Raw genomic sequence first — 22,344 nt, forward strand, 5'->3', positions numbered from 1 at the left:
TCTGCGTGCCAGACGTGATACCGGCTGTCAGTCATACTTTCAGCCGGTACAAGATTACTGCCGGTATGCTTGTTTAATTTGCTTAACGGTGCTGGAGAATACGGCGGCCTGAGCCTCATCTTCCATCTGCGCGATCTGCTTTTCCATTTTAATAATCACGCGACCCGCGTCTGCCTGACCCATCGCCTGCAGCATTAGCGTCATCAGCGCTTTCAGGCAGGTGACTTCCTGCGCCAGTTCTTGATTATTTTCTGCAGTGGAAAAATCTGGTGTGCTCATCGATATCCTCGTTTGCTCGCTGCGCTATTGCGCCTGTCTGAATGTGAAGGCCGCGCAGTATACCACAAGCGACAGAAAAAAAAGGAGTGCTTAATTTCTGTTCTCTCATCTGAGTTGTGAATGATTTTATGCATCAGATAAGACGTAATAGCTGTCAGCAGCGCAATAATTTCCCCCAATTATTTAGCACGTTAATAATTGTTACATATTTTGCCTCGTATTTATGCGCTACGTAATCTGTTGTGTTTTTTGTGCCTTCTGTATGAGGATTGTTAAAAAATAAGCCCCGGGCAACTGATTGTTCGCAATGACTTTCCACTCAGTGTGCACAGACATTGCCATAAATGAGAGCCAAATCGAGGGGACGGCATTTTTTTGCCTTTTAAATTAGCAATAAAACCCGGTAATATGTGGGAGATAAAGTATCAGTAGCGTTATCCCTCATTCTGGAGATTATTCCTTTGATCAACGTTCTTCTTGTTGATGACCACGAACTGGTGCGCGCAGGGATACGACGCATTCTGGAAGATATAAAAGGGATTAAAGTCGCTGGCGAAGCCTGCTGCGGCGAAGACGCCGTCAAGTGGTGCCGGGCTAATTCCGCTGATGTCGTCCTGATGGACATGAACATGCCCGGGATCGGTGGTCTGGAAGCGACGCGCAAAATCGCGCGCTCGGTAGCGGGCACGAAAGTGATCATGTTGACCGTGCATACCGAGAATCCTTTACCTGCCAAGGTCATGCAGGCAGGGGCGGCAGGGTATCTCAGTAAGGGCGCTGCGCCACAGGAAGTGGTGAATGCGATTCGCTGCGTCGCGTCCGGGCAACGTTACATTGCCTCCGATATTGCTCAGCAAATGGCGTTAAGTCAGATTGAACCGGAAAAAACAGAATCGCCGTTTGCCAGTTTGTCTGAACGCGAATTGCAGATTATGCTGATGATCACCAAAGGTCAGAAGGTGAATGAGATCTCAGAGCAGCTGAATCTGAGTCCTAAAACGGTTAACAGCTATCGCTATCGGATGTTCAGCAAATTGAACATTCATGGCGATGTCGAGCTGACCCACCTGGCAATTCGCCATGGCCTGTGTAATGCGGAGTCGTTAGCAAGCCAGTGAGTGATGTTTTTGACGCAAAAGCTTTCCTGAAAACGGTAACCAGCCAGCCCGGTGTGTATCGGATGTATGATGCTGGCGGAACCGTCATCTATGTTGGCAAAGCCAAAGATTTGAAAAAGCGGCTCAGCAGCTACTTCCGCAGCAACCTCGCGTCGCGTAAAACGGAAGCGCTGGTGGCGCTGATCGCGCAAATCGACGTGACCGTCACCCATACCGAGACGGAAGCGCTGCTGCTTGAACACAACTATATCAAGCTGTACCAGCCGCGGTACAACGTGCTGTTGCGCGACGATAAGTCGTATCCTTTTATCTTCCTCAGCGGCGATACCCATCCGCGTCTGGCGATGCATCGTGGCGCCAAACATGCGAAGGGCGAGTATTTTGGTCCTTTTCCCAACGGCTATGCCGTGCGCGAGACCCTGGCGCTGCTGCAGAAAATCTTTCCCATCCGTCAGTGTGAAAACAGCGTCTACCGCAATCGCTCCCGTCCCTGTCTACAGTATCAGATTGGCCGCTGCCTGGGGCCGTGCGTGGCGGGGCTGGTCAGTGAAGACGAGTATGCTCAGCAGGTGGAGTATGTGCGGCTGTTTCTCGCCGGCAAAGATGATCAGGTGCTGACTCAGCTCATCGCGAGGATGGAGAAGGCGAGTCAGAACCTCGAGTTCGAAGAGGCGGCGCGCATTCGCGACCAGATTCAGGCCGTCCGCCGCGTGACGGAGAAACAGTTTGTCTCTAACACCGGCGACGATCTTGACGTGATCGGGGTTGCTTTCGATGCCGGAATGGCCTGTGTCCATGTGCTGTTTATCCGCCAGGGAAAAGTGCTGGGCAGCCGCAGCTACTTCCCGAAAGTGCCGGGCGGCACCGAGCTGGGCGAGGTCGTGGAGACCTTTGTCGGCCAGTTCTATCTGCAGGGCAGCCAGATGCGCACGCTGCCGGGAGAGATTTTGCTCGACTTCAACCTCGGGGATAAGACGCTGCTGGCCGAGTCGTTGTCGGAGCTGGCGGGGCGCCGAATTCATGTGCAGACTAAACCGCGCGGCGACCGGGCGCGTTACCTTAAGCTGGCGCGCACCAATGCCGCCACGGCGTTAACCACGAAATTGTCTCAGCAATCGACCATTCATCAGCGTCTGCAGGCGCTGGCCTCCGTGCTGGAGCTGCCGGCCGTGAAGCGGATGGAGTGCTTTGATATCAGCCACACCATGGGCGAACAGACCGTCGCCTCCTGCGTGGTATTTGACAGCAATGGCCCCCTGCGCGCGGAGTACCGGCGCTACAATATCGCCGGCATCACCCCGGGCGATGACTATGCGGCGATGAATCAGGTCCTGCGCCGTCGCTATGGTAAAGCGATTGATGACATCAAGATTCCGGATGTGATCCTGATAGACGGCGGCAAGGGGCAGCTGGCGCAGGCGAAAGCGGTGTTTGCCGAGCTGGACGTCCCCTGGGATAAACATCATCCGCTGCTGCTGGGCGTGGCGAAAGGTAGCGATCGTAAAGCTGGCCTGGAAACGTTATTCTTTGAACCAGAGGGCGAGGGGTTTAGCCTGCCGCCGGATTCGCCGGCCCTGCACGTGATCCAGCATATCCGCGATGAATCGCACGATCATGCAATCTCCGGACATCGCAAAAAACGGGCGAAAGTGAAGAACACCAGCTCGCTTGAGACTATCGAAGGGGTGGGGCCGAAGCGTCGCCAGATGCTGCTGAAGTACATGGGGGGGCTGCAGGGGCTGCAGCAGGCCAGCGTCGAAGAAATTGCCAAAGTACCGGGCATCTCTCACGCTCTGGCAGAAAAGATCTTCTACTCGTTGAAACATTAGGGGCTCTGTAGCAACATAGGGCTAATTTTTACTTACAACAGATAGTTACCCGTCACTATGCAATTTAATATCCCTACGTTGCTTACTCTGTTCCGCGTCATCCTGATCCCGTTCTTTGTGCTGGCGTTTTATCTGCCTTTTAGCTGGGCGCCGTTTGCCTGCGCGCTGATTTTCTTTGTTGCCGCCGTGACCGACTGGTTTGATGGTTTCCTCGCCCGTCGCTGGAACCAGAGTACCCGGTTCGGCGCCTTCCTCGATCCGGTGGCCGATAAAGTCATGGTGGCTATCGCCATGGTGCTGGTCGCTGAGCACTATCACACCTGGTGGGTTACGCTGCCGGCGGCGACGATGATTGCCCGTGAAATTATTATCTCCGCGCTGCGCGAGTGGATGGCGGAGCTGGGTAAACGCAGCAGCGTGGCGGTCTCGTGGATTGGCAAAGTGAAAACCACCGCACAGATGACTGCCCTGGTGTGGATGCTGTGGCGTCCTTATCCGTGGGTGGAATGGGCCGGGATCGCGCTTTTCCTCGTGGCGGCGGTGCTGACGCTGTGGTCGATGCTGCAATATTTGAACGCGGCGCGCGGCGATTTGCTTGATCAGTGATCGTTTCGCCGTTATTTTCAGCAAACGATGCAAAGTTGCGAAAAATACCGTTGACTCACCGCGAGAGATAAGTAGAATGCAACGCATCGAACGGCGGCACAGTCTTCCAGACGATAACAAAATCAAGTGATTAGCAAATAACTTGATGATGCGGGAATAGCTCAGTTGGTAGAGCACGACCTTGCCAAGGTCGGGGTCGCGAGTTCGAGTCTCGTTTCCCGCTCCAGATTAACAGCATCGGCAGTAGCGGGTGCTTCAGAATTAAAGGCGCGTTAGCAAAGCGGTTATGTAGCGGATTGCAAATCCGTCTAGTCCGGTTCGACTCCGGAACGCGCCTCCACTTTATATCCCGAGCCCGGATGGTGGAATCGGTAGACACAAGGGATTTAAAATCCCTCGGCGTTCGCGCTGTGTGGGTTCAAGTCCCACTCCGGGTACCATTGGGATAAAAGCAGAATAATCAAAGCAATAAGCAGTGTCGTGAAACCACCTACGGGTGGTTTTTTTGTTTTTAAATCCCGCTTTATCACGACATGTCATCCTGTTTTTCTTCTCCACCTTGTCCTGCACCCGAAATATTGTCACTGGCTAAGCCTGCGCCTGATGATACGGGATGCCGTTCTGACTCCGGGCAAGGAGAGGCCTGAAGTCATGGTCTGTGATCGGCACAGACCTCTGGCGTAGAGGCTTACCGTAGTGAAGCCGGTCCGGGTCGCGGCGGATAATAGGCTTAACGGGTGGGGGATTAGACGATCGGGTCGATCTCGCTCCCCCAGGCCAGCAGGGGGAGGCAAGCGGGTACACAGCGAACCGGCGTTGAAACCGTCTCTACAGTTCGAGGTTGAAAGAAAGTACTTTCGATATAAATACCATCTCATCCGTAAGCGAGGGGAATTTGCCGGTAAATCTTTCTTCAGACTCAGGGGTAAAACGATATAGCGAATAATTCTCCCCGGACGCGATGCTCTCCAGCTGAAGGTGAGAGGGTTTCCGCAGTGAAAAAGCTAACAGATAAAAGTTCGTCGTGTGCTGAGCAAGTTCAGCGACTAATGCCGGGAGCGCCTTGGCAAGGTCGATCTCTTCTCTGCAGCAAATGACAAAAAGCTTGCCATCCGCGCTTTTTAATATGTTCCTGAATCTCTTTACTGCGCGGAGGTAATACGCATAATCGGCTGGGGTGGTGGGAGCGCGATGGGTGAAGATATCATTCAGGTTATATTTTTCTTTATATTTATTGTGGTGGGCGCCGGGTTCTTTGGACTGGCGATTTAATGAGCTATATTCGTTTTTGTCTAAAAAAGTCTGAAAATCGTCCCTCAGGCAATCGATGACCATCGCGGGACAGGTAAAAATCCAGTCAAAAGGCAGAGAGGTTTTATTCAGATTAAATTTTTTCAGTGTCCACGACGTTAAACAATGGCTTCCTAATGACACAATGTGCTTCACAGCCCATTGTCCTTGAGTTTCAATCCCTGATACAGGATGTGGCGGGATACATACATTCTCGAATGCCATTCTGGATGGTGTTAATCCCTTGAACTCGTCACTATTGATCAGCGATGCGTTAAGACGTTGTGCTGATTCTGCAAGCGACTTGTCAGAAATTGCATCGTAATAATTTTTAAGACCGTCAGGATCTGCGGGGCGACCCAGTAATGTTTTATACGTAGACTTTATTAACAATATTTTGAGATATTTTTTCTGGATGTCATCTGCCATTTTTTATCCGCTATGAAGCCATAGTGTTGCTTTATTTAATTGCTGCTTAAATATATGGCCATATAAATTGCGCGGGATTATGACAAGTTGATTTAAGATTGGCAATCCAGCAAAAAATAGCGACTGCAGGGCACGGCGTCGTTGAATATCCTCGGCAGAATCTGGTGGCTATCGATGACTGGGCTGACGGCGGCAATCTCGCGAACGGGATCACCACGTGGTGGGAAACAATCCATTGTCACCGGCAATCGCTCATTTGACCCAGGACAAAACGATCTCTCCCTGCTACTATCGTCCGGACACTTCATCCAGCCTGTCGGAGGCATCATGTTCACAGGGCTTTGCGCATTTCCGCTGACGCCGCTGCATCAGCAAACTATCGATGAAAAAGCGTTTATTCGTCTTCTTGCTCGTCTTACCGATGCCAGAGTCGACTCCCTGGGCATCTTAGGCTCAACCGGCAGCTACGCCTATCTCAGTCGTGAACAGCGCAAGCGGGTGGTGCAGGTGGCGAAGGCGCATGCCGGGTCGACCCCGATAATGATCGGCGTCGGCGCCATCGCCACCAGCGAGGTGCTCCGGCTGGTGGAGGATGCCCAGCAGGCCGGGGCGGATGCATTGCTCCTGCCGATGATGTCCTATCAGCCGCTCTTTGCGGAGGAGATCTACGCTTTTTACGAGGAGGTCTGCCGGCATGCCTCGGTGCCGGTTTGCCTGTATGACAACCCCCGTACCACCCACGTGACGTTATCGGATGAGCTGCAGGGGCAGATTGCTGCCTTACCGGCCATCGCCTCGATAAAAATTCCCGGTCTGCCCGCGCCGCAGGCGAGCGAACGGGTGGCGGCTCTGCGTCGTCATCTGCCTGGCGGCGTGACGCTTGGCGTTAGCGGTGACGTTCGCGCGACAGCGGGCTTGCAGGCCGGCTGCGAGGTCTGGTACTCGGTCTGCGGCGGCCTCTTTCCACGTATCTCTCTGGCGCTGGTGAAAGCTATCCGTCACGGCGATGCGGCACAGGTGGCGGCGCTGAATAAGCAACTTGCGCCCCTCTGGCGGTGCTTTGACCGCTACGGCGGCAGCCTGCGGGTGGTCGCCGCCGCTGCGGCCATTCTGGGATTGTGTGATCCTGACTCGCTTCCCCGCCCCTTGCTGCCGTTAGGGGAGGAGGCCTGTCGCGACGTGGCGGCGGCGCTGCACGGGCTGGCCTGATTGTGTCGGGTCGACGCAGGCGCAATGGGCGCTGCCGGGTGGCTTTCTGCCGGCATTTCAGCTACTGTAGGCCCGATTTTTACCATGCGAGCCTGTGAATGAATACCGGACCTTTAAACGAAAACGAACTGGAATGGCTGGACGAGACGCTGGCGAAATACGCCACCGAAGGCGCTATTCTGGATGTCTCTGAACTGGATGGCCTGTTGACGGCGATCCTCTCGGCGCCCACCGCTATCGAACCCGCCCAGTGGCTGCTGGCTATCTGGGGGGGTGCCGATAATGTGCCACGCTGGGCCAACGACCGCGAGCGCGATCGCTTTGTCAATCTGACGCTGCAGCATATGAGCGATATCGCCGAACGGCTGGAGTCTTATCCCGATCAGTTCGAACCGCTGTTCGGCACCCGTGAAGCGGAAGGTCAGGAGCTGACCATCGTTGAAGAGTGGTGTTTTGGCTATCTGCGCGGCGTGGCGCTGAGCGACTGGTCGACGCTGCCTGCTGAACTTCAGCCTGAGCTGGAGGCGATTGCGCTCCACGGTAGCGAAGAACAGTTTTCCGCGCTGGATAATCTGACGGCGGATGAATTTATCGCCAGCATCGAGCGCATCACCCCGGCGGCGCTGGCGCTTTACCAGTACTGGATGGCGAATCCGCAGCCGGAGGTGGTCCCGCAGCCGGTAAGAAATGAGACGAAAGTCGGACGTAACGATCCCTGTCCGTGCGGCAGCGGTAAAAAATATAAGCAGTGTTGCTTAGCGAAATGAAAAAGGGGCCAGCTGGCCCCTTTTTTTATCCCACCGCCGGTAACAGCCCGGCGACGATGCAGAACTGGATCGCTACGATGCCGATCCCGCACAGCAGGACCAGCCACAGCGCCGGGGCGCCGCCGGCCACCCGCCAGGCCGCCTGCGGATGCAGTCGGCGGCTCTTCATGACCAGCATGGCCGGTAACATCAGGGCCAGCACGGCCAACGCCACCCCGGCGTAGCCCAGGGCCATGACGAAGCCGCGGGGATAGAACAGGGCGAACGCCAGCGGCGGCAGAAAGGTGATCATCCCGCTCTGCAGACGCCCGCTGACGCTGTTTTTGCGCTGAAACATATCGGCCAGATAATCAAACAGCCCGAGCGAGACGCCGAGGAAGGAGGTCGCCAGCGCAAGGTCGGCAAACAGGTGTACGGCCAGCTCCACGTGCGGTGACGCTACCACTTCGCGGATCGCCTCCAGCAGACCGTTCAGACCGGCATGTTGCGCCAGCAGGGCGGTAAAGGCCGGAGCGTCGATACTGCCCAGCGTCGCCAGCTGCCAGAAAATATAGGCCACCAGCGGAATAAAACTGCCGATAATAAACACCCGGCGCAGCTTACGGATATCGCCCCCCAGATAGCTGACGACGCTCGGCACGCTGCCGTGAAAGCCAAAAGAGGTAAAGATCACCGGAATGGCCGACAGCGCCAGGCCTTGCTCAACCGGCAGCGTGAGCAGGTTCACCTGATGAATGTGCGGCATCAGCAGAGCCAGCATAATCACCAGGAAGACGATTTTGGCGCTAAACAGGAAGCGATTGAACAGGTCGACCAGCGCGGTGCCAATGCACACCACCGCCCCGCCGAGCAGGGAGAAGAACAGTACGCCGGCAGCCGGCGGCAGCTGCCAGTCCAGCCACTGGTTGAGGCTGGAAGCGAGTAATTCGCCGGCGCCACTGATGTAGGCCGCCGTGAGGGCGTACAGCAGAAACAGCATGCAGAACCCGGTGATCCATTGTCCATAACGGCCCAGATAGCGCGCCGCCAGGGAACCGAGCCCCATATCGGCAGGGACATGCTGGTAGACTTCCAGCAGCAAAAGGGCGGTATAGCACATCAATGCCCACAGGGTGAAAAGTAAACCCAGCGTGACGGTAAAGCCGACGCCTGCGGCGGCCAATGGCATCGCCAACATACCTGCACCGATTGTGGTGCCGGCTACGATTAAAATACTGCCCAGAGTGCGGTTCTTCACGCTTTTCGCTATCCCTACAGCAAATCACAATAATTTATGCCGCGCAGAGTAGGGGATATTGCGTCTTTCGTCAAATCAGGGTTACAAGCTCTGTAATTAAAACTTTACAAGGTCGAAAGGATGAAAGCCTGCGCTGGCGCAAGGCGCGGGCCGTCGGTCTGGCCTAAGCTGGCGTTTTTTTCCGGAGGGGTTATGTCTTCTATTCATGGTCATGAAGTGCTGCAGATGATGCTGGCGTCGAAGGAGTGCTGGACGGTGGCTTCGCTGGAGGCGGCCATTCACCGTCGCTTTGGCGCAGAGGCGCGCTTTCACACCTGTTCGGCGGAAAATCTGAGCGCTGCGGAGCTGGTGGCGTTTTTAGAGCAGAAAGGCAAATTTATTGCCAGAGAGGCAGGATTTACCACCGCAGAAAACAAGATTTGTCAGCATTGAAAATGCCGCGACGGAGAAGCGTCGCGGCGCGGGCAATTAATTCTGCGTATCGAGGGTGGCCAGCTCTTTGTCGATAAAGTACAGACCTTCACCGCTTTTCCCGGCGAGGGTCAGTTTATCAATTACCGATTTAAATAATTTCTCTTCTTCATGCTGTTCGGCGACATACCACTGCAGGAAATTAAAGGTCGGGTAATCCTGACTGGTCATAGCCGCGTGCGCCAGTTCATTAATTTTTTGCGTGATCAACTGCTCGTGCTCATAGGTCTGGCGGAACAGTTCATCCAGTGACGCATACTCGGCAAACGGGGAGGCGATAGCGTTGATGCGCGGCAGGCTGCCGGTGTCGGTCAGGTAGTCGAACAGGCGCTGCATATGGGTCATCTCTTCCTGGGCATGGCGACGCAGGAAGGCCGCAGCCCCTTCAAAACTATGGTAACTGCACCAGGCGCTCATCTGCTGATAAAGAAGAGAAGAATAGAGTTCAAGATTCATCTGTTCATTCAGTTTGTCGATCATTTCCGTTTTCAGCATCGTCGCGCTCCTGGAATTAAAATATAGATGTTATCGGCTGCCACTATAATTTGTTATTTAATTATTTGCAAAAAGTAAATTTAAAAAGATTTTATTTAAAATGCTAATGGGAATAACACGCATTGGCAGTTTAATAATAAATGAGAATGGTTTTAATTTATTATTAGTTTTTTGCGGAGGCGAAATGACTGTCTCTGCGGATTGCGAGGCGGGGAGCGCCAGGCGGAGTCGTCCTGATGAGGAGGCGACACGCTAACCTGAGCGGCAGAGGCGGCGAAAGTGTGAAGCGATGCGTAATTTTTTAAAACAACTTTTCATAAAATTTGAAAGTTTGTTTTCCAGGTAGTAGAGTGCAGTCAACGCCAATGACATTCTGCGGGCAGGCCCGCACAGCATTCAGGAGAGTAAACCATGAAGATTGCACTGATGATGGAGAACAGCCAGGCGAACAAAAACGCCATCATCCTCAAGGAGCTTAACGCGGTTGCCGACGAAAAAGGATTTCCGGTCTATAACGTCGGTATGAGCGATGAGAACGATCATCATCTGACCTATATTCACCTCGGGATCATGGCCAGCATCCTGCTGAATTCGAAGGCGGTCGACTTCGTGGTCACCGGATGCGGTACCGGCCAGGGAGCGCTGATGTCGCTGAACATCCATCCTGGCGTGGTCTGCGGCTACTGTATCGACCCGGCGGATGCGTTCCTGTTTGCCCAGATCAACAACGGTAACGCGCTGTCGCTGCCGTTTGCCAAAGGTTTCGGCTGGGGCGCCGAGCTGAACGTGCGGTTTATCTTTGAAAAAGCCTTTACCGGTCGTAACGGCGAAGGCTATCCGCCGGAGCGCAAAGAACCGCAGGTGCGTAATGCCGGGATCCTCAATCAGGTCAAAGCGGCGGTAGTCAAAGAAAATTATCTCGATACCCTGCGCGCCATCGATCCGGAACTGGTGAAAACCGCGGTCTCTGGCCCTCGCTTCCAGCAGTGCTTCTTCGAAAACTGCCAGGATAAAGCGATCGAAGCGTTTGTCCGCCAGATCGTCGGGTAATCGTTATCAGGGCCAGCGCCGCTGGCCCTTCCATCCTCTACGATTTCTTCGCCGACACGCTGCTGCCTGCCGTTTTGGCCAGATGCAGGCTGTCGATCATCCCCACCAGACAGATCACCGCGATAAACACAAACGCCAGGCGAAAGCTGATCCCCGGTACAGCGGAAAGGCGCAGCCAGTCGCCGACCTGTTCACCCAGGCGAATGCCGATTGCCCCAAGCGTGATCCCCAGCCCCACCGCCAGCTGCGACGCGGTACTGAACAGAGTATTGGCATCGCTCATCTGCGCGGCGGGGACATCGGCAAAGGCCAGCGTGCTCACGCCCGTGAACTGGACTGAGCGAAACACCCCGCCGAGATAAAGGATCAGCATGATCGCCCAGACCGGAGTTTGCGGCGTGAGCAGCGCGCAGGCCAGCAGCGAACAGACGTTCAGCGCGCCGTTGATCAACAGCAGGCGACGAAAACCCAGCCAGCGGATCAGCGGCGTGGTGGCGGGTTTAATCGTTAAATTGCCGACAAATACCGCCAGCACCAGCAGACCGGAGTGAAAGGGATCCATGCCGAACCCCACCTGAAACAGCAGCGGCAGGAGAAAGGGGACCGCGCTGATGGAGGCCCGGAACAGCGAGCCGCCGTACATCGTCACGCGGAACGTCGGCACCTGCAACGCCGTCAGACGAACCATAGGCGCTGTCGCCCGGCGGAAGTGGCGGATAGCATACGCCAGACAGCCGAAGCCAAGCGCGGCGAGGGCCAGCGTCGGCCAGATCTGCGGCTGACGATCGCCGAGCCGTTCCATCGCCGTGACTAGGCTGACCATCGCCACCGCGGTCGTGATAAACCCTGTTATATCAAAGGCGCGCCGCTCTGCTTCGCGGATATCAGGAATGATGCGCAACGACAGGATAATCGCCGCGACGCCCAGTGGGACATTGATAAAGAAGATCCAGTGCCAGCTGGCGTAGCGGGTAATAAAGCCTCCCAAAGGCGGGCCGATAATAGGGGCCACCAGCGCCGGCCAGGTGAGGGTAGCGATGGCCTTTATCAGCAGATGTTTCGGCGTGGTGCGCAGTACCGCCAGACGACCGACGGGGACCATCAGCGCGCCGCCGATCCCCTGCAGGATACGCATGGCGACAAAGATATGCATCTCGCTGGAGAGGCCGCAAAAGATCGAAGCAAGGGTAAAAATGGCCAGGGCGAGGGTGAAGATAGCCCGGGCGCCGAAGCGATCGGCGATCCAGCCGCTGGCGGGGATCAGCACCGCGAGGGTAATCAGATAGGCGCTGATGCCGATATTCAGCTCGACGGCGGTAACGCCAAAATCTCTCGCCATGTCGGGCAGGGCGGTAGCGATCACCGTCCCGTCGAGAAACTCCATAAAAAAGGCGCCAGCCACCAGCAGCGCCGGGGCTGAAAAAGCACGTTCGTTCCCGGAAGAGATCGCGGTATTCATGTTGTCGCTGCCATCAAGGGGATCCTCGGCAAAGCGGCAGCAAAGGTGCCGCCAGCCACTCGGGTGGCGAAAAAAACCTGCCACGGCAGGTTTTATTATCGTTAACGATTTAGGGTACTATTACGCTCCTGAAAAAAGGAGTAATTAATGTCTCAACATCTTACCGAACACGACGAGCTGGTTTCCGATGTGGTTGCCTGCCAGCTGGTTATCAAGCAGATCCTCGACGTGATTGACGTCATCGCGCCGGTGGAAGTGCGTGAAAAAATGACCAGCCAGCTGAAAGCCATTGACTTCGCCAGCCACCCGGCCTCTGCCGATCCGGTGACGCTTCGCGCGGTGCAAAAAGCGATTGCCCTTATTGAGCTGAAGTTTACCCCGCAGGAAGAAACGCATTAATAACCGGCCCCGCGGGTGACCGACGGGGCCTTTTCCTTTAATGGGAAACCACGGTCTGCGTTGGCGCAGCCTCAGCGGTTTTAAACAATTTGCTGTTGCCCCAGCACTCTTCGTAGCGATGGCCAACCAGATCCTCAACGATTGCCCGCACCTCCGGCGCAATATCACTGATTTTACCGCCCGCTTTAATCCGCGCGACTTCCTGCAGGACCACCAGATGGGCTTTACGGTCCAGTTTCATCTGCTTACTGAAGACGATGGCGGCCAGGGCTAAGGCGACGACACCGACGCAGAATACCACCGCGATGGCGGTCACGGCGCTTTCCGGTTGGCTGTGCGCTTTTGACTGGAAACCGTAAAAGCTCAGGATGGCCCCCATCGAAAACACCACAATCGAGCGCAGAATTTTCCCTGAGAAGGTCATGGCGCCGGCATAGATCCCTTCCCGGCGGCGTCCGGTGTAGATCTCGTCGACATCGGCGAGGAAGGTGTAAACGGTCCAGGGAATATAGTAAACCCCGCCGGTCCCCAGGCCGAACAGCACGGTAATACCGAACATCAGCACGGTCGCCAGGCCTGACGGCAGATGGAAGAACCACAGCGAGGTATACAGCAGGACTGCGAAAATCACGATCCCCAGCGCGAGGATATAGGGTTTGCTGAAGCCCTTTTTCACACACAGGCCGATAAACAGCGCGGTGGAGATCAGCTGCAGAATCGAGTTCAGGCTGTTCAGCCCGGCCACCATTGCCGGATCGTGCTGCAGAACGAATATCACGAAATAGGTGAAGATGGAGGCAAACAGCCATTCCGCGCCAAACCCGCACAGGTACATACCGAGATGTTTGCGGAACACGCGCAGATAAAAGGTGGAACGCATGTCTTTCGCCAGCGACAGCAGGGTGCTCAGCAGCCCCTTTTTCGCGCTGGTATCCACGGCTTCCGCACGCTCGCGCTCCCAGCTGCACAGCCACAGGCAGGTAATCGCGACGATCAGGATCGCGCCGTAGGTCAGCCCGGTGAGGAAGAAAGGGGTGGCGGAATCTTTGCCGTACAGCAGAATGAACTGTCCGGGAATAAACGCGGCGAGGAAGTTGGCCAGCTTGCCGAAGATGGCTTTATAGCCGGTGAGCTTTGAGCGTAGCGAGAAATCATCGGTCATCTCTGTCGCCAGCGTTTCATAGGGCACCATGATGGAGGTGTAGATGATCTCAAACACCACGTAGGTGCACAGGTAGTACCAGAAACTCAGGCCCTCTACCCACAGCAGCGGGTAGAACAGCATCAGCGGAATGCCGATCAGCAAAAAGAAGCGCCGACGGCCAAAGCGCTTGCCTAACCGCGTTTTGCCAAAGTTATCCGTCAGATAGCCCATCAGCGGGTTGCTGATGGCGTCGATGATGCTGGCGACGGAGAAGATAAATGAGGCCTCGATCAGCGTCAGGCCGCAAAAGGTCGTATAAAAATAGAGTAGCCATGCCCCGCTTATCGCCAGTGCGCCACTCCCTAACAGATTACCGCCGCCGTAGGCTAACTGATGGCGTAACAAGATCGGTCTTCCCTGCAGCCCTTCAGAGGCTGAAGCCGTGTATCGAGCCATAAAAAATAAACCTCGTGTTTTATATTTTTGAAACACTGTTTTTATATTTCTTTGTGGCTCAACAAAAAGTGACCGCGCTCACTAATCCCCCCAAAGGGGTAACGGCGACGAGGGAATGGGATCGAGTTAAAACTTTTTTATTCTTTTGAGGAATAAATGGCAGGGGAGTATAGCGATAACGGATTAATAAACAGGGCGGGGCAGCGCGAACGCGCTCCCCCTGATCGGCCGAAAAAGGCCCGACACCTCTGATTAATGGGGTTTCTGTGACGCTCCGACGAGGGCCATCAGACGGCGATCGGTCTGTTCCATACCGATCCCGGCTTTGTCGGCATTGCGAATTTCCTCGAGCACGCTTTGCAGCAGCAGCCCATCCTGCTGCTGCTCTTCCGCCAGCCGGGTCAGAAAACGCCAGGTGTTGTCATCGCTCTGCGCTTTGGCTTCCTCGGCGAGACCGCTCAGCATACTGCTACGCTGGCGGTAATCGACCAGGGTTTGGGTAAAGAGATCTTCCAGCGAGGTACATTCGGGATTACAGGCGCGGTCGGGATTCACTATCGGCCAGCTGCCGGCTTTTTTCAGATAGTCAAATACGCGCATGGTGAGGGTGATGCTGCATTGCGCGCGGTTGCGCAAAAATGTCGCGGCGCCGTCGAAGCGATGCCGGGCGCACCACTCGCTTAAGTTCAGGTAAACGTTAGAGGCGTGGAACTCAAGGTTCATCTGGGTGTTTAGCTTTTGTGCCATTCCTGGAACTGCCATAAAAATATCCTTATTAACCGGGAAGGGTTACTGGTGCGCGTCAGCGGTTCCTGCGGTAAACAACAGGATAAAAGAGTGGCGCGCTGCACTGTTGCAGAATAATAAAACTCTACACATTCCGTATGAGTCGGGTAATTTTTCCTCTTGCCGACAATTTTAGAATACTCGCTGAATGGAATTAAGAAAACTCTCAAGATGGATAATTTACGTTTTGTTACACGATTATTCCTGAATGACGACTGGCTGGAGATTGGCGGCGTAGACCGGGGCGCTAGCGCGGTGTGCCAGGTATAAGTTATAGGTATTTGACTACGAGATTCGTCGTATAACGCAAAGCTATAAGTTATTTCAGAGAGCAATGTTTCATGGTGATGATAATTATTTTTATTTTTTGTTGCAGGCTTTTTTATGTAGCGGGAATATCTTTTTTCAATTCGGAATAAATTACGCAAAAGATCCGTTTTATCGCGATATAAAACGGCCGATGCCGGACTGGCGACGCGCGTCTGCTGATCTTCAGCGCTGGCAGGCAGTTGACCGCCGCTGCGACCCCGTTAGCCGCTGGATATAACAGTGCCGTAACCCTCTGTTAAACACCCTCTGACATCACAGGGATAACCCTGCTGGTGGTATAGATGATCCTGCTATTCGCCGGTTAAATTGTATGACAATTATGTCTTTTTTTATGTCTTTTTTTGCTAAATCTATGTACGCAATTACTGTAATTCCGCGATGTGATAATGCTCTCGTATGGAGAAATAATTTCCGGGTATTACTACTCTAACAACGGCAGTAGGGAATGTGATTTTTCTAATGCCTTGTTTTGATGCTGATAAAAAAGTTAATTCCGATTTTTCCCTACATGAAAGCGAATTAAAGCTGGAGTTTACCATGCACAAATTTACTAAAGCGCTGGCGGCCATTGGTCTCGCAGCGGTTATGTCACAATCAGCTATGGCGGAAAACCTGAAATTGGGTTTTCTGGTGAAACAGCCGGAAGAGCCATGGTTCCAGACCGAGTGGAAATTTGCTGATAAAGCAGGAAAAGATTTAGGCTTTGACGTCATTAAAATTGCGGTGCCGGATGGTGAGAAAACCCTGAACGCCATCGATAGCCTGGCGGCCAGCGGCGCGAAGGGCTTTGTCATCTGTACCCCCGATCCTAAGCTCGGCTCGGCGATTGTCGCTAAGGCGCGCGGCTATGACATGAAGGTGATTACCGTCGATGACCAGTTCGTCAACGCCAAAGGTAAACCGATGGAGAGCGTGCCGCTGGTGATGATGGCGGCCAGCGAAATCGGCGCCCGCCAGGGGCAGGAGCTGTATAAAGAGATGCAGAAACGCGGCTGGGATATTAAAGACACCGCGGTGATGGCCATCACCGCCGATGAGCTGGACACCGCCCGCCGTCGTACCACTGGCTCCATCGACGCCCTGAAGGTGGCCGGTTTCCCGGAAGCGCAAATCTACCGCGTTCCGACAAAATCTAACGATATCCCGGGGGCGTTTGACGCCGGTAACTCAATGCTGGTCCAGCACCCGCAGGTTAAACACTGGCTGATCGTTGGGATGAACGACAACACCGTGCTCGGCGGCGTGCGTGCCACTGAAGGCCAGGGCTTTAAAGCGCCGGATGTGATTGGCATTGGCATCAACGGCGTGGATGCCGTCAACGAACTGTCGAAGGCGCAGCCGACCGGTTTCTATGGCTCCCTGCTGCCAAGCCCGGATATTCATGGCTATAAAACCAGCGAAATGCTCTACAACTGGGTCACCAAGGGCGTTGAGCCGCCGAAGTTCACTGCGGTGACCGATGTGGTGCTGATTACCCGCGATAACTTCAAAGAAGAGCTGGCGAAAAAAGGGCTGTAACAGCCCGGTTGAACTGGCCCCCGCCGCGGCGGGGGCTGAGTGCAGAAGAGCGGAGTCGTTATGCAACAGTCTACCCCTTATCTCTCATTTCGCGGCATCACCATGACGTTCCCTGGCGTAAAGGCCTTGTCCGATATCAGTTTTGACTGCTACCCAGGACAGATCCACGCGCTGATGGGCGAAAATGGCGCAGGCAAATCGACGCTGCTGAAAATCCTCAGCGGTAACTACATCCCCACCGCGGGCCACCTGCAGATCGGCGGTCAGCAGATGGCGTTCACCAATACGATGGCGGCGCTCAACGCCGGCGTGGCGATTATCTATCAGGAACTGCATCTGATCCCGGAGATGACCGTCGCCGAAAATATCTATCTTGGCCAGCTGCCGCACAGAGGCGGCATCGTCAACCGCTCGCTGCTCAACTACGAGGCCCGCCTGCAGCTTGAGCATCTGGGGCTGGATATCGACCCGGAGACGCCGCTGAAGTATCTCTCCATTGGCCAGTGGCAGATGGTGGAGATTGCCAAAGCGCTGGCGCGTAACGCCAAAATTATCGCCTTCGATGAACCGACCAGTTCGCTCTCCGCCCGGGAGATCGACAACCTGTTTCGCGTTATCCGCGAGCTACGGGAGGAGGGGCGCGTCATCATCTATGTTTCACACCGGATGGAAGAAATTTTTGCCCTCAGCGATGCCATCACCGTCTTTAAAGATGGCCGCTACGTCTGCACCTTTGACGATATGCCGAGCGTCAGCCACGACGCGCTGGTTCAGGCGATGGTGGGACGCAATCTGGGGGATATTTACGGCTGGAAACCTCGCCCCTACGGCGAAGAGCGGCTGCGTCTGGAGGAGGTGAAGGCCCCGGGCGTACGCACGCCGGTCAGCCTCTCGGTGCGCAGTGGCGAAATCGTCGGCCTGTTTGGGCTGGTGGGCGCCGGGCGCAGCGAACTGATGAAAGGTCTGTTCGGCGGGACGCGGATCACCGGCGGTCAGGTGTATATCGATGGCCAGCCCGTCGACATACGCAAACCGGCCCAGGCCATCCAGGCCGGGATGATGCTGTGCCCGGAAGATCGGAAAGCGGAGGGGATTATTCCGGTTCACTCCGTGCGCGACAACATCAATATCAGCGCCCGGCGCAAGCATATCCACGCCGGGTGCCTGATCAACAACGCCTGGGAGGCGGACAACGCCGATCAACATATCCAGTCGTTAAACATTAAAACGCCGGGCCCGGAACAGCTGATCATGAACCTGTCTGGCGGCAACCAGCAGAAAGCGATCCTGGGCCGCTGGCTGTCGGAAGAGATGAAGGTGATCCTGCTCGATGAGCCCACCCGCGGTATCGATGTCGGCGCCAAACATGAAATTTACAACGTGATATATGGCCTCGCCGCCTCCGGTGTCGCCGTGGTATTTGCCTCCAGCGACCTGCCGGAAGTGCTGGGCGTCGCTGACCGCATCGTGGTGATGCGTGAAGGGCAAGTCGCCGGCGAACTGCTGCATGAAGAAGCCAATGAACAGCAGGCGTTAAGCCTTGCGATGCCAAAAGTGAGTCAGGCTGTCGCCTGAGTAAGGAGTAAATGATGTCATCAGTGACTACGTCCGGCGCTACCCGCTCTGCCTTTAGCTTTGCCCGTATCTGGGATCAGTTTGGCATGCTGGTGGTGTTTGCGGTGCTGTTTATCGGCTGCGTAATTTTTGTGCCTAACTTTGCCTCATTCGTCAATATGAAGGGGCTGGGGCTGGCGATCTCGATGTCCGGGATGGTGGCCTGCGGTATGCTCTTCTGCCTGGCCTCCGGCGATTTCGACCTGTCGGTGGCGTCGGTTATCGCCTGTGCCGGGGTCACTACCGCGGTGGTGATTAACCTGAGCGAAAGCCTGTGGCTGGGGATTGCCGCCGGTCTGCTGCTGGGGGCGATCAGTGGCCTGGTCAACGGCTTTGTCATTGCCCGCCTGAAGATCAACGCCCTGATCACCACGCTGGCCACTATGCAGATTGTCCGCGGTCTGGCCTACATTATCTCCGACGGTAAAGCGGTGGGGATCGAAGATGAACGCTTCTTCACCCTCGGTTACGCCAACTGGTTTGGTCTGCCGGCGCCGATCTGGCTGACGGTCGCCTGCCTGGTGGTTTTCGGATTATTACTAAACAAAACCACCTTTGGCCGTAATACGCTGGCTATAGGCGGCAATGAAGAGGCGGCGCGTCTGGCCGGTGTTCCGGTGGTGCGCACCAAGATTATTATCTTTGTGCTCTCCGGTCTGGTATCGGCCGCGGCGGGAATTATCCTGGCGTCGCGGATGACCAGCGGCCAGCCGATGACCTCGATTGGCTATGAGCTGATTGTTATTTCGGCCTGTGTGCTGGGCGGGGTATCGCTGAAGGGCGGGATCGGCAAGATCTCCTACGTGGTGGCCGGGATCCTGATCCTCGGGACCGTGGAGAACGCGATGAACCTGCTGAACATCTCGCCGTTCTCACAATACGTCGTGCGCGGGGTCATCCTGCTGGCGGCGGTAATTTTTGACCGCTACAAACAAAAAGCCAAACGTGCGGCCTGATTTCAGGCATAACTTTTAAGTCTACAGAGTAATTACCGCCAGCGCCCGTTTCGCTGGCGGTAACTATCAAAAATGGCGAGGTTGGTCACACTGTCTATACTTACATGGCTAACATATAATTAACAACCAGCTTCGGCTGGCCATGATAAGGAGGAAACAGGGTGGATAACCAGATATCTGTACCGCCTGCGCTAACCGGAAACTACGCTTTTTTCTTTGACCTCGACGGTACTCTTGCCGATATCCAGCCGCACCCCGATCAGGTGGTGATACCCGACAACACGCTGCAGGCGCTCAACGCGCTGGCCCGGCAGCAGGGCGGGGCGGTGGCATTGATTTCAGGGCGCTCAATGTCTGAACTTGACGCGCTAACCCATCCCTGGCGGCTACCGCTGGCCGGTGTTCACGGGGCTGAACGCCGTGATATCAATGGTAAAACCTATATTGTCTCTCTGCCGTCGGCTCTGCGCGATGAAATCGCGGCTGAGCTGACCTCGGCGTTGCAGGCGCTCCCCGGGTGCGAGCTGGAGAGTAAAGAGATGGCCTTCGCGCTCCACTACCGCCAGGCGCCGCAGCAGCAGAGCGCGGTGCTGGGGCTGGCGCAGCGCATCGTTCAGCGCTACCCGCTGCTGGCGCTACAGCTTGGCAAGTGCGTAGTGGAGATTAAACCCCGCGGTGTCAACAAAGGGGAGGCGATCACCGCCTTCATGCAGGAAGCGCCGTTTGCCGGTCGCGAACCGGTTTTTGTCGGCGATGATTTGACCGACGAAGCGGGATTCAGCGTGGTTAATCAACTGCAGGGAATGTCGATAAAAGTGGGCGCCGGGGAAACCCAGGCGCACTGGCGGTTGGCGGATGCCGCCGCCGTAAGGACGTGGTTGCAACATCTGGCGTATGACGCGCAAACCGAAAGGAGGGATGACCATGAGTCGTTTAGTCGTAGTCTCTAACCGTATCGCCTTACCGGACGATAAAAAATCGAGCGCTGGCGGTCTGGCCGTCGGCATCCTGGGGGCACTGAAAGCGGCAGGGGGTCTGTGGTTTGGCTGGAGCGGCGAAATTGGCGATGACCAGCAACCGCTGAAGCAGGTCTCCCGCGGAAATATTTCATGGGCGTCGTTCAACCTTAATGAACGTGACCATGATGAATACTACAACCAGTTCTCTAATGCCGTGCTGTGGCCGGCCTTCCACTATCGTCTTGATCTGGTCAGCTTCCAGCGCGAAGCCTGGGAGGGATATCAGCGAGTTAACGCCATGCTGGCGGACAAGCTTCTGCCGCTGATCGAGCCAGACGATACGCTGTGGATCCATGATTACCATCTGCTGCCCTTCGCCAGCGAACTGCGCAAGCGTGGGGTCAACAACCGGATCGGCTTCTTTTTGCATATTCCGTTCCCGACGCCGGAGATTTTTAACGCGCTACCGCCGCACGCTGAGCTGCTGGAGCAACTGTGCGATTATGACCTGCTGGGCTTCCAGACTGAAAGCGACAGAACCGCGTTTCTTGACAGCATTGCCATGCAGACCCGACTCTCCGACCTCGGAGACAAACGCTATCAGGCGTGGGGTAAGGCGTTCAGCACTGAGGTTTATCCGATAGGGATCGATCCGGACGAGATTACGCGCAACGCCAAAGGTCCGCTGCCGCCGAAGCTGGTCCAGCTGAAAAACGAGCTCAAAAACGTGAAGAATATCTTCTCGGTGGAGCGGCTTGACTACTCGAAAGGGTTGCCGGAGCGGTTCCTCGCCTATGAGACGCTGCTCGAAAAGTATCCTCAGCATCACGGTAAGATCCGTTATACCCAGATCGCACCGACCTCCCGCGGCGATGTGCAGGCCTATCAGGATATCCGCCACCAGCTGGAAACTGCATCCGGGCGCATCAATGGCCAGTTTGGCCAGCTTGGCTGGACCCCGCTCTACTACCTGAACCAGCATTTTGATCGTAAGCTGCTGATGAAGGTCTTCCGCTACTCTGACGTCGGCCTGGTGACGCCCCTGCGCGATGGTATGAACCTGGTGGCGAAGGAATACGTGGCGGCGCAGGATCCGGATAACCCTGGCGTACTGGTCCTGTCGCAGTTTGCCGGCGCGGCGCAGGAGCTGACCAGCGCCCTGATCGTCAACCCCTACGATCGCGACGAGGTTGCCGCCGCGCTGGATCGCGCCCTTAGCATGCCGCTGGCGGAACGTATTGCCCGTCATTCTGCGATGCTGGACGTGATCAGAGAAAATGATATTCATAACTGGCAGGCGCGCTTTGTCGACGATCTGCAGCATATTTCACCGCGCAGTGAGGAGAGCCGCCTGCGGGGGAAGATAGCCACGTTCCCTAAACTGGCCTAGTTCAGGAAAAGGGCTAACCGGCGTTAGCCCTTTTCAAGGGAAACCAGCAGGACATCGACGCCGCAGCTGCCGACGATATTTTTCGCCGAGCAGGTGGCGCGCGAAAAAAGGGAATGGTTATGATTGCCGCAGATCACCAGATCGACCTGGTGCGACCGGCAGAAGTCCTTAATATGATGGCCCAGTTCGCCGCAGGCGATGGTCATTTTCTCTATCGGGTAGTCCGCGTGACGCGCCAGCTCGTTGAGAAAATCACGCGTCTCTTCCTGCATCACCTCGCGCAGATTTTCCATCATCGGCGCAGCGAACTGGTTATACAGCTCCGGATCCGTGGCGAGGGTGATAAAGCTCACTTTCGCGTTCACGGGCCGGGCAATCGACACCGCTTTTTTAATTAATACCTGACTCTCCGGCGTTGGCGCGACGGCAACCAGCAGATGTGAATAAGGCATCTGGCCTCCTTGAGATACGCGGAATAACCCTTTCTTTCCTTCTTTCTTTACTCCTGTTTACCCGGCTGCGCAAGGGCCGATCCCGGGATTTGCGAGCCTCT

Annotated in this window: 22 protein-coding genes, 3 tRNA genes and 1 pseudogene; 17 read left to right on the forward strand and 9 right to left on the reverse strand. The window is 55.5% G+C overall.

Going from position 1 to position 22,344, the window contains the following annotated elements:
• Positions 1–54 precede the first annotated feature (54 nt).
• The gene (locus tag ABLV52_RS07155) at positions 55–279 is read right to left on the reverse strand and encodes a DUF2594 family protein (protein ID WP_032453405.1); all 225 of its coding nucleotides are present in this window, start codon (positions 277–279) and stop codon (positions 55–57) included.
• A 461-nt stretch (positions 280–740) separates the two neighbouring features.
• Between ABLV52_RS07155 and uvrY the strand changes: the two genes are divergently transcribed.
• From uvrY to ABLV52_RS07185, 6 genes are all read left to right on the forward strand, one after another.
• A complete protein-coding gene (uvrY, locus tag ABLV52_RS07160) occupies positions 741–1,397 on the forward strand; it encodes a UvrY/SirA/GacA family response regulator transcription factor (RefSeq protein ID WP_002911539.1) in 657 nt (218 codons plus the stop codon).
• Complete coding sequence (gene uvrC, locus ABLV52_RS07165; RefSeq protein WP_348890215.1) at positions 1,394–3,226, forward strand: excinuclease ABC subunit UvrC; 1,833 nt, start codon at positions 1,394–1,396, stop codon at positions 3,224–3,226. Before uvrY ends, uvrC begins: the two co-directional genes overlap by 4 nt.
• Positions 3,227–3,283: 57 nt before the next feature.
• Entirely contained in the window at positions 3,284–3,832 is a 549-nt protein-coding gene (pgsA, locus tag ABLV52_RS07170) for a CDP-diacylglycerol--glycerol-3-phosphate 3-phosphatidyltransferase (RefSeq protein ID WP_004141115.1), read from the forward strand.
• A 150-nt stretch (positions 3,833–3,982) separates the two neighbouring features.
• Positions 3,983–4,058, forward strand: a tRNA-Gly gene (locus ABLV52_RS07175).
• A 40-nt stretch (positions 4,059–4,098) separates the two neighbouring features.
• A tRNA-Cys gene (locus ABLV52_RS07180) sits at positions 4,099–4,172 on the forward strand.
• A gap of 13 nt (positions 4,173–4,185) precedes the next feature.
• Positions 4,186–4,272, forward strand: a tRNA-Leu gene (locus ABLV52_RS07185).
• A gap of 388 nt (positions 4,273–4,660) precedes the next feature.
• Here the strand turns inward: ABLV52_RS07185 and ABLV52_RS07190 are convergent.
• Positions 4,661–5,551 (reverse strand): DUF1796 family putative cysteine peptidase, encoded by an 891-nt coding sequence (locus ABLV52_RS07190; protein ID WP_348890216.1) that lies wholly within the window; start codon positions 5,549–5,551, stop codon positions 4,661–4,663.
• Between the two features lie 327 nt (positions 5,552–5,878).
• Between ABLV52_RS07190 and ABLV52_RS07195 the strand changes: the two genes are divergently transcribed.
• Positions 5,879–6,760 (forward strand): dihydrodipicolinate synthase family protein, encoded by an 882-nt coding sequence (locus ABLV52_RS07195; RefSeq protein WP_348890217.1) that lies wholly within the window; start codon positions 5,879–5,881, stop codon positions 6,758–6,760.
• 98 nt (positions 6,761–6,858) lie between these two features.
• Complete coding sequence (locus tag ABLV52_RS07200) at positions 6,859–7,527, forward strand: YecA family protein (RefSeq protein WP_004203454.1); 669 nt, start codon at positions 6,859–6,861, stop codon at positions 7,525–7,527.
• 25 nt (positions 7,528–7,552) lie between these two features.
• Here ABLV52_RS07200 and tyrP read toward each other — a convergent pair whose 3' ends face one another.
• Positions 7,553–8,764 (reverse strand): tyrosine transporter TyrP, encoded by a 1,212-nt coding sequence (tyrP, locus tag ABLV52_RS07205; protein WP_348890218.1) that lies wholly within the window; start codon positions 8,762–8,764, stop codon positions 7,553–7,555.
• 192 nt (positions 8,765–8,956) lie between these two features.
• Here tyrP and ABLV52_RS07210 point away from each other — a divergent pair, with 192 nt between their 5' ends.
• A complete protein-coding gene (locus ABLV52_RS07210) occupies positions 8,957–9,196 on the forward strand; it encodes a YecH family metal-binding protein (RefSeq protein WP_023290274.1) in 240 nt (79 codons plus the stop codon).
• A 36-nt stretch (positions 9,197–9,232) separates the two neighbouring features.
• Here ABLV52_RS07210 and ftnA read toward each other — a convergent pair whose 3' ends face one another.
• Positions 9,233–9,730 (reverse strand): non-heme ferritin, encoded by a 498-nt coding sequence (gene ftnA, locus ABLV52_RS07215; protein WP_004203451.1) that lies wholly within the window; start codon positions 9,728–9,730, stop codon positions 9,233–9,235.
• Positions 9,731–9,787: 57 nt separating this feature from the next.
• Positions 9,788–9,895 (reverse strand): annotated as a pseudogene (locus ABLV52_RS07220) (hypothetical protein); the annotation flags it as partial.
• Between the two features lie 246 nt (positions 9,896–10,141).
• On the opposite strand from ABLV52_RS07220, the gene ABLV52_RS07225 reads away from it, so the two are divergent.
• Positions 10,142–10,780: an RpiB/LacA/LacB family sugar-phosphate isomerase gene (locus ABLV52_RS07225; RefSeq protein ID WP_023290273.1), complete on the forward strand. Its 639-nt coding sequence runs from the start codon at positions 10,142–10,144 to the stop codon at positions 10,778–10,780.
• Between the two features lie 37 nt (positions 10,781–10,817).
• Here the strand turns inward: ABLV52_RS07225 and ABLV52_RS07230 are convergent, their stop codons facing one another.
• The gene (locus ABLV52_RS07230; RefSeq protein WP_348890219.1) at positions 10,818–12,239 is read right to left on the reverse strand and encodes an MFS transporter; all 1,422 of its coding nucleotides are present in this window, start codon (positions 12,237–12,239) and stop codon (positions 10,818–10,820) included.
• A gap of 147 nt (positions 12,240–12,386) precedes the next feature.
• Here ABLV52_RS07230 and ABLV52_RS07235 point away from each other — a divergent pair, with 147 nt between their 5' ends.
• Positions 12,387–12,638: a DUF2766 family protein gene (locus tag ABLV52_RS07235; RefSeq protein ID WP_004203448.1), complete on the forward strand. Its 252-nt coding sequence runs from the start codon at positions 12,387–12,389 to the stop codon at positions 12,636–12,638.
• Between the two features lie 37 nt (positions 12,639–12,675).
• Here the strand turns inward: ABLV52_RS07235 and ABLV52_RS07240 are convergent, their stop codons facing one another.
• Complete coding sequence (locus ABLV52_RS07240) at positions 12,676–14,187, reverse strand: MFS transporter (protein WP_032453400.1); 1,512 nt, start codon at positions 14,185–14,187, stop codon at positions 12,676–12,678.
• A gap of 65 nt (positions 14,188–14,252) precedes the next feature.
• Between ABLV52_RS07240 and ABLV52_RS07245 the strand changes: the two genes are divergently transcribed.
• Entirely contained in the window at positions 14,253–14,387 is a 135-nt protein-coding gene (locus tag ABLV52_RS07245; protein ID WP_348890220.1) for a succinate dehydrogenase, read from the forward strand.
• A 103-nt stretch (positions 14,388–14,490) separates the two neighbouring features.
• Here the strand turns inward: ABLV52_RS07245 and ABLV52_RS07250 are convergent, their stop codons facing one another.
• Positions 14,491–15,000 carry a non-heme ferritin-like protein gene (locus ABLV52_RS07250; RefSeq protein WP_032453399.1) on the reverse strand — a complete coding sequence of 170 codons (510 nt, stop codon included), beginning with the start codon at positions 14,998–15,000 and terminating at the stop codon, positions 14,491–14,493.
• Positions 15,001–15,891: 891 nt separating this feature from the next.
• Between ABLV52_RS07250 and ABLV52_RS07255 the strand changes: the two genes are divergently transcribed.
• The 5 genes from ABLV52_RS07255 (at position 15,892) to otsA (ending at position 21,791) form a co-directional block, all read left to right on the forward strand.
• Positions 15,892–16,872: an arabinose ABC transporter substrate-binding protein gene (locus ABLV52_RS07255; protein WP_348890221.1), complete on the forward strand. Its 981-nt coding sequence runs from the start codon at positions 15,892–15,894 to the stop codon at positions 16,870–16,872.
• Between the two features lie 60 nt (positions 16,873–16,932).
• The gene (gene araG / locus ABLV52_RS07260) at positions 16,933–18,447 is read left to right on the forward strand and encodes an L-arabinose ABC transporter ATP-binding protein AraG (protein WP_032453398.1); all 1,515 of its coding nucleotides are present in this window, start codon (positions 16,933–16,935) and stop codon (positions 18,445–18,447) included.
• A 14-nt stretch (positions 18,448–18,461) separates the two neighbouring features.
• On the forward strand, positions 18,462–19,442 hold the full coding sequence (gene araH / locus ABLV52_RS07265) for an L-arabinose ABC transporter permease AraH (RefSeq protein WP_023290266.1): 981 nt from the start codon (positions 18,462–18,464) through the stop codon (positions 19,440–19,442).
• Between the two features lie 161 nt (positions 19,443–19,603).
• Positions 19,604–20,392, forward strand: coding sequence for a trehalose-phosphatase (gene otsB / locus ABLV52_RS07270; RefSeq protein WP_348890222.1), 789 nt, complete (start codon positions 19,604–19,606; stop codon positions 20,390–20,392).
• Complete coding sequence (gene otsA, locus ABLV52_RS07275) at positions 20,367–21,791, forward strand: alpha,alpha-trehalose-phosphate synthase (RefSeq protein WP_032453397.1); 1,425 nt, start codon at positions 20,367–20,369, stop codon at positions 21,789–21,791. Before otsB ends, otsA begins: the two co-directional genes overlap by 26 nt.
• Positions 21,792–21,814: 23 nt before the next feature.
• Here otsA and uspC read toward each other — a convergent pair whose 3' ends face one another.
• Positions 21,815–22,243 carry a universal stress protein UspC gene (gene uspC, locus ABLV52_RS07280; protein WP_004203433.1) on the reverse strand — a complete coding sequence of 143 codons (429 nt, stop codon included), beginning with the start codon at positions 22,241–22,243 and terminating at the stop codon, positions 21,815–21,817.
• Between the last annotated feature and the right edge of the window lie 101 nt (positions 22,244–22,344).

The organism is Klebsiella sp. GB_Kp056, from assembly GCF_040064755.1.
Lineage (GTDB): Bacteria > Pseudomonadota > Gammaproteobacteria > Enterobacterales > Enterobacteriaceae > Klebsiella > Klebsiella quasipneumoniae.

Excerpts from the sequence above, each read along its gene's own strand:
- ABLV52_RS07155 (WP_032453405.1), bottom strand. The coding sequence starts at position 279 with ATGAGCACACCAGATTTTTCCACTGCAGAAAATAATCAAGAACTGGCG.
- pgsA (WP_004141115.1), top strand. The coding sequence starts at position 3,284 with ATGCAATTTAATATCCCTACGTTGCTTACTCTGTTCCGCGTCATCCTG.
- ABLV52_RS07190 (WP_348890216.1), bottom strand. The coding sequence starts at position 5,551 with ATGGCAGATGACATCCAGAAAAAATATCTCAAAATATTGTTAATAAAG.
- ABLV52_RS07195 (WP_348890217.1), top strand. The coding sequence starts at position 5,879 with ATGTTCACAGGGCTTTGCGCATTTCCGCTGACGCCGCTGCATCAGCAA.
- ABLV52_RS07200 (WP_004203454.1), top strand. The coding sequence starts at position 6,859 with ATGAATACCGGACCTTTAAACGAAAACGAACTGGAATGGCTGGACGAG.
- ABLV52_RS07210 (WP_023290274.1), top strand. The coding sequence starts at position 8,957 with ATGTCTTCTATTCATGGTCATGAAGTGCTGCAGATGATGCTGGCGTCG.
- ftnA (WP_004203451.1), bottom strand. The coding sequence starts at position 9,730 with ATGCTGAAAACGGAAATGATCGACAAACTGAATGAACAGATGAATCTT.
- ABLV52_RS07225 (WP_023290273.1), top strand. The coding sequence starts at position 10,142 with ATGAAGATTGCACTGATGATGGAGAACAGCCAGGCGAACAAAAACGCC.
- ABLV52_RS07230 (WP_348890219.1), bottom strand. The coding sequence starts at position 12,239 with ATGAATACCGCGATCTCTTCCGGGAACGAACGTGCTTTTTCAGCCCCG.
- ABLV52_RS07235 (WP_004203448.1), top strand. The coding sequence starts at position 12,387 with ATGTCTCAACATCTTACCGAACACGACGAGCTGGTTTCCGATGTGGTT.
- ABLV52_RS07250 (WP_032453399.1), bottom strand. The coding sequence starts at position 15,000 with ATGGCAGTTCCAGGAATGGCACAAAAGCTAAACACCCAGATGAACCTT.
- ABLV52_RS07255 (WP_348890221.1), top strand. The coding sequence starts at position 15,892 with ATGCACAAATTTACTAAAGCGCTGGCGGCCATTGGTCTCGCAGCGGTT.
- araG (WP_032453398.1), top strand. The coding sequence starts at position 16,933 with ATGCAACAGTCTACCCCTTATCTCTCATTTCGCGGCATCACCATGACG.
- araH (WP_023290266.1), top strand. The coding sequence starts at position 18,462 with ATGTCATCAGTGACTACGTCCGGCGCTACCCGCTCTGCCTTTAGCTTT.
- otsA (WP_032453397.1), top strand. The coding sequence starts at position 20,367 with ATGAGTCGTTTAGTCGTAGTCTCTAACCGTATCGCCTTACCGGACGAT.
- uspC (WP_004203433.1), bottom strand. The coding sequence starts at position 22,243 with ATGCCTTATTCACATCTGCTGGTTGCCGTCGCGCCAACGCCGGAGAGT.